The organism is Paractinoplanes ferrugineus, assembly GCF_016862195.1.
Classification (GTDB): Bacteria; Actinomycetota; Actinomycetes; order Mycobacteriales; family Micromonosporaceae; genus Actinoplanes; species Actinoplanes ferrugineus.
Map to the genome: position 1 here is coordinate 192,015 of NZ_BOMM01000049.1, position 12,219 is coordinate 204,233.

Genomic DNA, 12,219 nt, shown 5'->3' on the forward strand with positions numbered 1-12,219 from the left:
ACGAGCCGGACGGAACGCGCCCCGGGCTAAAGTCTCGGCTATGGGCGGCCCCACCAGCGAGCTAGTCGGCCGGTCGCGGGAGACCGGCCGGCTCGACGGTGTGCTTACCGGTGACCTTCGAGCCCTGGTGGTCGAGGGTGACGCGGGGGTCGGCAAGACCGCTCTGCTCGACGATTTCGGGCGACGGGTCCAGGCCGCAGGTTGGTCGGTCGCCCGGTACCAGTGCGTGGAGGCGGAGCGGGACTTCCCGTACGCGACGCTGGACCAGATCCTGCGCCCGCTGGCGGACTGCGTCGATGCGCTGGCCGACCATCAGCGCCGGGCCGTGGACATCGTCCTCGGGCGTACCGTCGGTGAGGCTCCCGCCGTGATGGCCCTCGGCACCGCGGTCCTCGGTCTTCTCGTGCGTGCGAGCGACGACTGCCCCCGGGCGGTGATCGTCGACGACGCGCACTGGATGGACTCCGCGAGCGGTCAGGTGCTCATGTTCGTGGCTCGCCGGCTCGGTGGGGCGCCGGTGTGCGTCCTGCTCGGCGTGCGCGCCGGCGAGCCGACCGACCTCGAAGTCGCCGGCATCGAACATCTGGATCTGCGCCCCCTCGACCCGGCGAGCGCGGCCGAGCTCCTCGACACCCGTCATCCCGGCCTGTCCGCCGAAGTGCGGGCCGAGGCGCTGCGGTGGGCGGTGGGCAATCCGCTCGCCCTCACCGAGTTGCCGGCGTCGCTGGCGGCCCGTTCGCCGACGGCTTCGAGGTCGGAACTGCCGTTGCCGCGAAGGCTCGAGCAGGTCTACGCGCAGCGACTCGACCGGCTGCCCGAGGACGAGAGGTTCGCCCTGCTGCTGCTGGCGCTCGACGGCGTCATCGACGCCGACGGGGCGCACGGGCTCCCGCACCCGCTCCCCGCGGCCGAGGCCGCCGGACTGGTGGACCGCCGGCGGCCCGGCAGCCGGGCTTCGTTCCGGCATCCACTGGTGCTCTCCGCCGTAGTCGGCTCCGCCCGGCCGGAGCAGGCGCGGGCGGCGCACCTGAAGCTCGCCGAGGTCCGGGCGGGCGATCCGCTGAGACGGGCTCACCACCTCGCGGGCGCCACCGACGTACCGGACGAGACCATCGCGCACGAGGTGCAGCTGGGTGCCGAGCACGCAATTCATCGCGGTGGAGCCGCCGTCGCGATGCAGCTGCTCGTCCGAGCGGCGGCGCTCAGTGAGCGGGCGGACCGGCGTGAGCGTCGCCTTGCCGACGCTGCCTTCGTCGCCACCCATGCCGGCCTGCTCGATGAGGCCGCCGCGTTGGTGGGGCGGCTGGACCGGCTCCACGGCGACCTGGTCGCCCCGTCGACGTTGCTCACCGACGGCACGTTGCAGCTCTACCGCCATGGCGCGGTCGGGCCGACGCACCGCGCGGTCCTGGACATGGTCCGGCGGCGCGGTCACGACCTCGACGACGAGACGCTCCGCCGCCTCGTCGCGCTGCTGCTGCCGCTCTGCATGTACTCGGCCGATCCGGACCTCTGGGAGCGGACCGAGCCGATGATCGACGAGTACGCCGACCGGCTCACGCCGGTGACCCTGCTGGTCCGCGACGTCGGGGGTGATCTGCTGCGGCATGCGGCCGGGGCCCGGGACCGCGTGGCCGAGGCGTTCACCTGGTCCGGCAGCACCACCTTCGATGTGACCCTCCTGGCGCTCTGCGCCTACTTCGTCGATTCCCTCGGCGAGCACCGCCCGCTCGTGGACAGGATGGTGGAGCGCGAGGCTGAGGCCGGGTCCCTGACCGACGTGATGACCTTGCTGCACCTGATCCTCCTCGACGAAACTGTGCGGGGCCGCTGGGACGATGCGGCCAAGACCGTCGCTCGCGGTCTGGAACTGAGCGCCCGCCTCGGGAACGAGATGTTCAGTTACCTCTACCGCGCCTTCTACGCGCGGGTCCTGGCTCAGCGCGGTGACGTCACGGGTGCCCGCGAGCTGGGCCTGGCGGTGGACCTCTGGGCGCGCCCCCGAGGACTGGGGGTGCTGGTCCAGCACGTCGAGGTGGCCGCGCTCGCCGGATCGCTCGCGGTCGGTGCCTACGACACGGCGTGGACCCACGCGCTGGGACTCATCTCACCCGGCTCGTTCCGGCCCTACGCGCACGAGTCGTTCCGGTGCGTGCTCGACGTCGTCGAGGCCGGGATGGCCAGCGGCCACGTCGACGAGGCGCGCCGGCACGCCGAGGCGGCGGTCGCTCAGCACGTGAGTGCCGTGTCGCCCAGGATGGACATGCTGTGCACGGCGGCCTTGGCGATCACCGACGCCACCGCTGAGGCCGGTCGGCTGTTCGAGGTCGCGACCGGTCACCCGGCCGCACCCGTCTTCCCGTTCGACCACGCGCGGATCAGCCTCGCGTACGGCCGGTGGCTGCGGCGCCGGCGAGACCTGGCGGGCGCCCGCATCGCCCTCAAGCGTGCCGTCGACCTCTTCGAGGACCTGGGCAGCCCGCCGTGGACGGAGCGCGCCTCGCACGAGCTCTCGTTGGCGGGAGCAGCCGGCGCCGACCTCACCCGCTTGACCGCGCAGGAGCTGCGCATCGCCGAGCTCGCCGCGTCCGGGCTGACCAACCGGCAGATCGGCGCTCAGCTGTACCTGTCTCCACGCACGGTGGCGACCCACCTCTATCGCACCTTCCCCAAGCTTGGCGTCACCTCGCGGGCCGCTCTGCGCGACGCGTTGGCCGGCGGGCAGAGCGGCGAGATGAGTACGTACGTCAGTAGGTGAAGTCATTCGACGGACGGCGACCGCGCGCTTTGTCGCGAGGGTGGGGTGAGCAACAGCCCCGGGCCGGCGCTGATGTCCCTGGCGCCGTCCGGCCATCACCTCGAGGGACGGATCCGAGAAGACGATGCCCAAGATCACGGTTGGCGCCGAGAACGGCGCACCGGTGGAGCTGCACTACGAAGTTCAGGGAAGTGGCGTGCCGGTCGTGCTGATCCACGGATGGCCGTTGAGCGGCCGGTCCTGGGACAGTCAGGTGACCGCTCTGGTCGAAGCCGGTTACCAGGCCGTCACCTACGATCGCCGTGGATTCGGGCACTCGACCCCGACCTGGGACGGTCACGACTACGACACCATCGCGTCGGACCTGCACGCCCTCCTCACTCATCTCGACCTGTCCGGTGCGACGCTGGTCGGCTTCTCCGCCGGTGGCGGCGCGGTCGCGCGCTACATCCTCAACCACGGCACCGCCCGAGTCGCCAAAGCAGTCCTCGCCAGTTCGGTCACGCCCTTCCTGCACGTCACCGAGGGCAACCCGGAGGGCGGGCTCGACGACGGCACGATCGCGCATTTCGAGGCCGGCATCCGAGCCGACCGGCCGGGTTTCGTCGACCAGTTCCTCACGCTTCTCTATTCCGCCGGCGGTACGTCCTCGGTCAGCGAGGCGCAGCGCCTCTTCGGGCGTGACCTGGCCAACCTCGCCTCGATGCGGGCCACTCTCACGGGTCCCTCGCAGTTCGGACGCACCGACTTCCGACCCGACCTGGCCAAGTTCGACGTGCCGACGCTTGTCCTCCACGGAGACTCCGACGCGGTCGTGCCCTTCCACGTCAGCGGCCGCAGGTCGGCCGCAACGATCAGCGGCAGCGAACTGGTCCTGATCGAGGGCGGCCCGCACGGCCTCAACGTCTCGCACGCCGACCAGTTCAACGCGGCGCTGCTCGACTTCCTCGCCCGCTGACCCGGCCCGTCCCCCTGCTCGACAACGAACCCAGAACTGACGAAAGGAACACCATGTTCTCTCGGTCGAAGAAGGCCTCCCGACTGGTGCTAGGAGCGGCCGGCCTCGGCGCGCTGGTCGCCCTGACCGGGATCGCCGGCCCGGCTGTTGCCGGAGCCGACGTCCGGCACGCCGGAACGCACAAGCCGACCGTCGTCCTCGTGCACGGCGCGTGGGCCGACGGCTCCAGCTGGGACAAGGTGGCAGCCAAGCTCCAGAGCGACGGCTATCAGGTCGCCACGCCGCCGAACCTGCTGTCGGGCGTGCGTAACGACGCCGCGAACCTGCGCGCCTACCTGGACACCATCAGCGGGCCGATCGTCCTCGTCGGGCACTCCTACGGCGGCATGGTCATCACCACCGCCGCGCTGGGCGACAAGCAGGTCAAGGCCCTGGTGTACGTCGATGCGTACCTCCCGGCCAAGGATGACACCGTGTTCTCGCTCACCTCGGCCCTGCCGGGCTCGGTGTTCGCGGCCGACCCGTCCACCGTGTTCGACCAGGTCCCGATTCCGGGGGCGAACCAGGTTGCCAACTTCTACGTGAAGCCGTCGGTCTTCGGCAAAGCGTTCGCCGACAAGAGCATTCCCGCCAAGGACGTGGCGGTGCTGACCGCGCGGCAGCGGCCGCTGGCCTCGAACGCCCTTTTCGAGCCGTCCGGCGAGCCGGCCTGGAGCACCATTCCCTCGTGGTCGGTGATCGGCAAGCAGGACGCGGTCATCCCGCCGGCGGAACAGGTCGTCATGGCCAAGCGGGCCAAGGCGCACACCCTCGAGGTCAACGGCCCGCACCTGGTCATGCTCACCGCCCCGGGCGTGGTCACCGGCCAGATCGAATCGGCGGCCCGGGCCACCGACTGACCCGGCTCGACCTCGCCCGCGTCGTCCACAGGCGTCTCGCCGGGAAGTTCATTATGATTTCCTGATGCTCGAATCGCCGACGCCTGCGATCAACGTCCAGAGCGCATAGTCGTGCAGCTCAAGAAGCGTTTCCTGGTGCTGCACGACTATGGCATGGGCGGTTTGTGGTGGTGGATCCACGCCCGGTCGGAGGGGGAGATCGCGCGGGAGTTCGCCGAGGTCGAGGTCATCGTCGATCCGGCGGCGTGGGCCCGGTTCCCGGACGGCGAGCTGGACGAGGTCGACATCGATGACGAGACCATGCCGCCCGGTCTCGCCGATCTGCGTGACGAACGGCGGGCGCACCGCGATCGGCCCGGCTTCGGGGCACTCGTCGGCCGCGAGGCCGTCTTTCTGCGGCGCCCGTGGGCGGAAGCCGACGACACCGAGCCGCAAATCTATTACGAGCACCTCGGGCCGGACGGGCGACGGTTGCGGCAGGTCGAGGTGTACGCCGACGGGACCGCGATCCGGACCGGCCCCGACGACTGGCTGTTCAACCCGCCGACCGATCTTCACGACCCCGATTTACCGCAGTGGGAAATCAGTGCGCGAGATTTCGAGGAGGCGTGGCGGCGAGCACGCGCGGAAGACGCCGATCGAGGTGATGAGTGATCGGTCGGCCGAGCCGGTGCCCGTGGCGGCGGTTCTGCGCGGCGATGGACGAGCGTGTCACTGAACTGCAAGGCGACCTGGATCCGGACTGGAAGGCGACCTGGATCCGGCGGGGCCGCGGACGGAGCACACCGGGCGCAGCGGCTGGATCGAGCAGCGGTCGGCGGCGCGCCGAGAGGTCGACCGGGGGAGGGTGCGGGCCGGTTTCGCGGAACTTCGTTCGTGGCCACCGGCGTGATGGAGCAGCGCGCCGAGGAGCATGAAGGTATCGTCGGCAGATCCGCGTTTGGTGCCGGGATAAGGTGGTACGTACCCGGCAGGTGTCCGCGCTCGATCAGCTCACCCAGGAGCTGCGGACCGGCGGGAAACGGGTGCGGGAACGGTCGGCCGAGCGGTTACGGTGGATCATTAGCAATTCGAGGATGAGGCTGCGGATGATCAATATGCAAGAGTTCGCGCGGCGGCTGAGCTCTCTCGGAGCGGGTGCGTTCACCAGCGACGACGTCGTGGACCTGGCGACCGCCGCCGATGTGCGCATCAGTGCCGACCTCGAGGTCGACGCCGCTGTGGCGCAGCGTTTGCTGGACCAGCTCTCGCCCCCGCTGCCGGTCACCGGTGCGCAGATCGTGGCGTCGCAATGGCCCCCACCCCAGTCTTCCCGGCCGGCGGTGCCCTCGGTGTCGTTCTCCAGCCCGGGAGCCGTCGACGGGCCGGCCGAGCAGCCCAGCCGAAACCGCGGTTCCGGGCCCACGGGTGGCGGCGGCCGGCGGCCCGGCCCCCGACGTACTCGCAGGTAAGACCGCCGCCGAGGCGGCGATCGGTCAGTTTTCGAGAAGCGCGGCAGGCACGGGCCTTTCTAGCGTGATCGGCATGAACCTCAGGCAGATCCACCGCTGGACGTCCATGGTCTTCACGGCCACCGTCGTCGTCACGTTCGTCGCGCTCGCCCAGGAGGACCCGATCGTCTGGGTCTCCTATGTTCCGCTTTTCCCGCTGGCTGTGCTGTTCTTCACCGGTCTTTACCTGTTCACCCGGCCCTACCTGGTGCGCCGCCGGGAGCGCCGCGCCGCCTGAGCCGGGGCCGCCGGGGTCAGGGCCGCCGGGTCAGGCCGGCTCGATGGGCAGCCACAGTTCGCAGGTGGCGGTGGTGAAGTCGGGGGAGCGGGTGAGGGTCGCGACGATCTCCGGGCCGGGACGCAGACGCCAGGGGTTCGACGGGAACCACTCGGTGGCGGTCGCGGCCCACGCGTTCTGCAGGGCCTCAGGCTGCGGGCCGGACGTGTGGAAGACCGCCCACCGGCCCGGGGCCACCTCGATGGTGTCCAGGTCGGCGGGCGCCGCGGTGGTCCGCGGAACCGCCACCCCGTGCATGTAGGTGAGCTCGCTGCCCTCGGTCCGGTCGGGGTCGAGGTCGTCGCAGATCTGCAGGAGGCCGGCCGGTTCGCCGTCGCTCAACGATTTCAGGCGAGCGTGTTCCGTGGCCGGCAGTGCGGCGATGAGCTGCTGGATGTGCGTGTTCACGCCCTGGTGGACAAGCGGGACCCGGGCGGCGTGGCCGATCAGGCGGAACGCGGGGCGGTCGACGATGCGGGTGTCCATGGGGATGCTCCCTTCGACGCTCAGGCGGAACCTGAGCCGCGGTTGTGATCGAAGGGGGCCACCGTCCCGGCGTACGTCTCCCGGGCCGGCGCCGTGGACCGCGCGGAACGCCCGCCCGAACGCCTCGACCGAGCTGTAGCCGTGCCGTACCGCGAGGCTCAGCAGGTCGCTCTCGCCCCGCACGACGGCAGCGGCGGCGACCGTCATCCGGCGCCGGCGAACATATTCCGACAGTGGCATGGCGGCCAGTGAGGAGAACATCCGCCGGAGGTGGTATTCGGTCGTGCCGAGCGTCTTGGCCAGGTCGGCGAGGTCGAGTTCGGCGCCGCGAGCGAGGTGCTCCTCGACGAGGTCGACGAGCCGGTTGAGTGCCGAGATCACGTGGCCCCCTTTCGACCTCAACCCTGGCCGACCGGGCCGCGGCGGCGCCCGACAGTATCGGACGCGATCGGTCAGGGTGCGAAGATCGGCCGGCCGTCGATGCTCACCGCGTTCTTCACCCGGCGGTATTCGGCCAGGTCCGCGTCGCTGCGCCGGCCGTGAGAGCGCAGCAGCAGGTCACGGTCGCCTTCGTAGGACATCAGCGGTACCGCGTACCCGCAGGAGTCGCTGACCCGATCGACGGTGACCTCGATGATCGACCGTACGCCATGGGTGTCCGGCGGTGCCGGGAACAGCCGCAGCAGCTCGGCGAACTCCGGCTCGGTGACCGGGACCGCGCGGCCTCGACCGTGCAGCCGGACGATGTTCGGCGGGCCCTGGAACGCGCAGAACATCAGCGTGATCCGGCCGTTGTCGTCGAGGTGGGCGATCGTCTCGGCGCCGCTGCCGTGGTAGTCGAGGTAGGCGACCCGGTGGTCACCGAGCACCACGAACGTGCCGGCCATGCCCTTGGGCGACATGTTGACGTGGCCACCCGGGCCGCTGGGCGCGGTGGCCACGAAGAACATCGGCTGGGCCGCGATGAACTCCCGCAGACGCGTGTCGATCCGTTCATGCACCTTCATGCCCTCGAGCCTGCCCCGTCGCCCCGGGGCAGGCCAGTGGTTTCCCATTCCGGGCGCCGCACCGGCGCGGTCAGCGTGCTCAGGCGATATCACCACGGCCTCGTCGCGGTGGTCCTCCATCAGCTTGACGAGCGTGTCGATCGCCTCCCGGCCGAAGTCGTTGCGGGCGTTCGGCGGCGCCAGCGGGTAGGCCTCGTCGATGCGCAGCATCCCGCCGCGGGCCCGGTCGAACGCCTCCAGGGTGCGTGGCGCGGCCTCGCCGGTCGCCACCCGGCCCGCCTTGAACGCGGGGTGCGCCTCGAGCTCGGCCTTCAGCGTTCGCGCGATCTCGCCGACCTGTCCCATGAAGCCGTGGAAGTAGTCCCGTGCCAGGACTTCGGTGCGTACGTCGAGATTGTCGTTCGCGGCCATGCCCTGCTCCCTAGGTCGGCGTGTGCACCTCTCTACGGACGCCGCGGGAATCGGTTCAGCGGAATTTTGCCGACGATCGTGGTCAACGCCCCTGGTTGAGTCGCTTGTAGATGGGGGCGAGCTGTTTGTGCAGGCTGGTGTAGGTCTCGTAGATCTCGCTGTAGAGGCGGTGGTCCGGGCCGGGCTCGAAGACGTGGTCGGCCCGGGCCAGGCCGGAGATGTCGGCGAAGTCGATCAGGCCGGCGCCGACCGCACCGATCCAGCCGGCGCCGCGCGCGTTCACCGCGATCGGGTCGGCGTCGCGGCGGATCTCGATGCCGAGCACGTCGGCGAAGATCTGGCACCACGAGTTCGAGCGGGCCGCGCCGCCCGTGATCACCATGGATCGCATCGGGCTGCCCAGGAACTTGTCGACCGACTTGGTCATCCACCGGGTGTTGAGGGCGACTCCCTCGAAGACCGCGCGGAGCAGGTCGGAGCGGGTGGTCTCGAGGGAGATGTTGAGGAAGCCGGCCCGCAGGTGGGGGTCGTCGACCGGGGCGCGTTCGCCGTAGAGCCAGGGCATGTAGAGGACGCCGTCGGAGCCGGCCGGCACGCCCGGGATGATCTTGTCGAAGGCGTCGAAGATGGTGCCCTCGTCGCGGCTGATGTGCCCGGCCGTCAGCAGCGGGTCGTCCCACTCGACGATCTTGTCGCGCAGCCAGGTCAGGTTCGCGCCCGCGGTGGCCTGCAGCGCGGTCATCAGGTAGCGGTCCGGCAGCGCGCACGGAATCGACGCGATGCCGCTTGTCACGTCGGTCTTCTTGGCCGGCACGTGGGCGCAGATCCACGACGACGTGCCGAGGTAGAGGTGCGGCTCGTTGTCGCGGACCGTGCCGGCCCCGATCGCCGCGGCGGTGTTGTCGACCGCGCCCGCGACCACCCGCACCGACGAGGGGAGCCCGAGGTGATCGGCAGCGTGGGGGGACAGATTGCCGATCACCTCGGTGCACTTGACGATCGGCGGGAACTTGTCCGCGTCGATGCCGCTCGCGGCGACCAGGGCGGGGGAGTACTTGATGTCGGTCGCGACCCGGTTGTCGGTGACCCACGAGGTGAGGATCGAGTCGACCGTCGCCACCGTGCGCCCGGTCAGCTTCAGGTTGATCCAGTCCAGGACGTTCAGGAACGTCTTCGTCCGGGCGTACACGGCCGGCATCTGGTCGCGCACCAGCAACATGTGTGCCGCCGGGTCCTTGCCGGTGACCGACGGCATGCCACCGGTCAGGCGCAGCCATCGAGCGATTTTCCACACCGACATTCCGGAGTACGACGGGAAGCCGCCGAACTGACGTCGCAGATGACCCGCCCCGCGCATGTCCAGCCAGCTGATGCACTGGGTGAGCGGCTCGCCCCCGGCGTCGACCGCGATCGTGCCCTCGCCCTGCGTCGACGAGCAGATCGTGGTCACCGCGCGCAGGTGGTCGGGGAAGCCCCGCCCGAGGTCGGCGACGACCTCGGCGAGGGCGTCCCACCAGGCCACCGGGTCCTGCTCGGCACCCCCGCCGGGCAGCACGCGCAACGGCACCGCGCGCTCGGCCCAGCCGGTCACGGTCCCGTCCGCGGCCACCAGGGCGGCCTTCATCCCGGAGGTGCCGAGGTCGATCGCCAGGATCTGCGGCGGCAGGGCCAACTCAGACCCCCTCGACCAGCGCGAACACCTGGTCGAAACGGGACAGCGCGTCGTCGATGACCTCGTCGGTGTCGGCCATCGACGTGTACATCCGGGAGCCGGCGAGCGTGATGATGCCGTGTGCCGCGTACGCCGCGCCCATCTGCTCCATCAGGGTCTTGCGGGCCTTGTTCTCCTTGAGCAGCTTGATCGGGTCCCGCATGCTCAGCAGCATCACGCCGCTGCTCTCCAGGTGCACGATCGACCCCTGGTTGTACGCCACGTAGGGCAGCCCGTACTTGTCGATGAGCTTCTGCAGGCCGCGGGTGAGCCGATCGCCGGCCCGGCCCGCGATCACCGGCGCGTTGGTGCGCGCCATCTCCTGGATGGCGAAGTAGCCGGCCGCGCACGACAGCGGGTTGGCCGACAGGGTGCCGCCGACCTGGATGTGCGCCCCGCTCTTGCCGTCGAGGCCGGAGCCGAACACGCTCATCACCTCGGCGCTGCCGCCGACGCCGCCGGCCATCGGGTAGCCACCGGAGACGGCCTTGCCGAAGACGGTCAGGTCGGGCTTCACGCCGAAGTAGCCGGCGGCGCCACCCATGCCGGTGCGGAAACCGGTCACCACCTCGTCGAAGACCAGCAGTGCGCCGTACTCGTCGCACAGCTCGCGGACGGCCGCGTTGTAGTCCTTGGGCACCGGGCGGGTGCCGGACTCGGGGCCGAGCGGCTCGACGATGACCGCGGCGGTGCCGCCCCGGAGGCGGTTCTCGACGAGCTTGCGCTTGAGGGTGCCGAGGTCGTGCGGGAACGCCTCGCGGGTCCGCTCGGTGGCGCCCCACGGGATGCCCTTGGCGTTCATCCGGAAGCTCCCGGGGACGCGCAGGCCGTACACCATGGTGTCGGACCAGCCGTGATAGGCGCCGCCGACCTTGATCACCATCTTCTTGCCGGTGTGCGCGCGGGCCGCCCGGACCGCCGCCATCACCGCTTCGGTGCCGGAGCCGAGCGAGCGGTACATCTCGATGTGCGGCATGTAGCGGTTGATGATCTCGGCGAGCTTCAGCTCGTACTCGTGGAAGAGGCCCGTCACCGGACCGCTCTCTTTGATCACCGCGGCGACCTGCTCGTTGACCGGGCCGTAGTTGCTGCCCAGGATCGTCGGGCCGCCGGCCTGCAGGAAGTCGATGTAGACGTTGCCGTCGCGGTCGGTCAGGTGGGCGCCGTGCGCCCGGTCGATCGCCAGCGGGAACGGATAGTTGAAGGCCAGGTTGTGCTGCACGCCGCCGGGGATGCGCTTCTTGGCCCGCTCGGTGATCTCCTTGCTGGCCGTGCACTTGGTCTCGAAGTAGTTGAGCGTGTCCAGCAGGGCGTCGTGCCGCAGCCCGCGGATCGGCTGGGCGACCAGGGCCTTCAGGCGGCGCATGGTGTCCGGGACGTCGAGGTACTCGCCGATCATGTAGCCGCTCGGCTCCTCGGACACTTCCGCGTCGTCGGTCCTGGCGACGGCCGGGAGCACTTCGTCCTCGGGCACCCGGATCGGCTCGACCGCCTCGGTGATCTGCGCGGCGATCCGCTTCTCGTCCTTGCGCAGCTTGCTGAAGGCGATCTCGCGAATGGTGTTCGGGATCGTGTAGACCTTGCCGGCCTCGGTGGTCAGCGCCATCAGATAGGCGATCGACACCTTTTCCAGCAGCGCCATGTTGAACACCGCGCGGGTCGGGTCGGTGCCGACCGCGACCACGCCGTGGTTGGCGATGATGAACGCGTTGTCCCCGCTCGCCACCTTCTTCTGCACGTTCTTGGCGAGGAAACCGGTGCCGCTGGGCGCGTAGTCGATGATCGCGACCTCTTTGCCGAGGAAACGCACCTGCTCATCGGTGAGCGCGGGGATCGGCTTGCGCAGGAAGGCCAGAGCTGACGCGTACGGCTGATGGGTGTGCACGATCGCGTTGACGTCGGGCCGCTCGCGGTAGATGTTGGCGTGCATCCCACATTCGATCGACGGTACGAGCCCGCCCGCGCCACCCTCGTCGGGCACGTGTTTGCCCTGGAAGTCGACGATGCAGACGTCCTCGGCACGCATCTTGTCGTAGTCGTAGTTGCTGGGCGTGACGGCGTAGAGCTCGTGACCCGGGATGCGGACCGAGACGTTGCCCTCGGTCGCTTTCAGGTAGCCGCGCTCGAGCATCGTCCGGCACATCTCGACGACGTGGCGACGGGACATCAGATGCTTCATGTTGTCATCGTCACCCATCGCCCGGGTATGAGACACCATTACC

Annotated in this window: 10 protein-coding genes; 6 read left to right on the forward strand and 4 right to left on the reverse strand. The window is 70.0% G+C overall.

Going from position 1 to position 12,219, the window contains the following annotated elements:
* Positions 1-40: 40 nt before the first annotated feature.
* From Afe05nite_RS27040 to Afe05nite_RS27065, 6 genes are all read left to right on the forward strand, one after another.
* A complete protein-coding gene (locus Afe05nite_RS27040) occupies positions 41-2,758 on the forward strand; it encodes an ATP-binding protein (RefSeq protein WP_203820017.1) in 2,718 nt (905 codons plus the stop codon).
* A 124-nt stretch (positions 2,759-2,882) separates the two neighbouring features.
* Complete coding sequence (locus Afe05nite_RS27045; RefSeq protein WP_203820018.1) at positions 2,883-3,716, forward strand: alpha/beta fold hydrolase; 834 nt, start codon at positions 2,883-2,885, stop codon at positions 3,714-3,716.
* 53 nt (positions 3,717-3,769) lie between these two features.
* Positions 3,770-4,615 carry an alpha/beta fold hydrolase gene (locus Afe05nite_RS27050; RefSeq protein ID WP_203820019.1) on the forward strand — a complete coding sequence of 282 codons (846 nt, stop codon included), beginning with the start codon at positions 3,770-3,772 and terminating at the stop codon, positions 4,613-4,615.
* 111 nt (positions 4,616-4,726) lie between these two features.
* Complete coding sequence (locus tag Afe05nite_RS27055) at positions 4,727-5,269, forward strand: hypothetical protein (protein WP_239118219.1); 543 nt, start codon at positions 4,727-4,729, stop codon at positions 5,267-5,269.
* Positions 5,270-5,703: 434 nt separating this feature from the next.
* Positions 5,704-6,066 (forward strand): hypothetical protein, encoded by a 363-nt coding sequence (locus tag Afe05nite_RS27060; protein ID WP_203820020.1) that lies wholly within the window; start codon positions 5,704-5,706, stop codon positions 6,064-6,066.
* A 73-nt stretch (positions 6,067-6,139) separates the two neighbouring features.
* Complete coding sequence (locus Afe05nite_RS27065; RefSeq protein WP_239118220.1) at positions 6,140-6,343, forward strand: ATP synthase subunit B family protein; 204 nt, start codon at positions 6,140-6,142, stop codon at positions 6,341-6,343.
* 30 nt (positions 6,344-6,373) lie between these two features.
* On the opposite strand, the gene Afe05nite_RS27070 is transcribed toward Afe05nite_RS27065, so the two are convergent.
* From Afe05nite_RS27070 to Afe05nite_RS27085, 4 genes are all read right to left on the reverse strand, one after another.
* A complete protein-coding gene (locus Afe05nite_RS27070; protein ID WP_203820021.1) occupies positions 6,374-7,249 on the reverse strand; it encodes an AraC family transcriptional regulator in 876 nt (291 codons plus the stop codon).
* A 71-nt stretch (positions 7,250-7,320) separates the two neighbouring features.
* Positions 7,321-7,875, reverse strand: a complete 555-nt coding sequence (locus Afe05nite_RS27075) for a pyridoxamine 5'-phosphate oxidase family protein (protein ID WP_203820067.1) — start codon at positions 7,873-7,875, stop codon at positions 7,321-7,323.
* Positions 7,876-8,368: 493 nt separating this feature from the next.
* Positions 8,369-9,958 (reverse strand): xylulokinase, encoded by a 1,590-nt coding sequence (locus Afe05nite_RS27080; protein ID WP_203820022.1) that lies wholly within the window; start codon positions 9,956-9,958, stop codon positions 8,369-8,371.
* A gap of 1 nt (position 9,959) precedes the next feature.
* Positions 9,960-12,176, reverse strand: a complete 2,217-nt coding sequence (locus Afe05nite_RS27085) for an aminotransferase class III-fold pyridoxal phosphate-dependent enzyme (protein WP_203820023.1) — start codon at positions 12,174-12,176, stop codon at positions 9,960-9,962.
* Between the last annotated feature and the right edge of the window lie 43 nt (positions 12,177-12,219).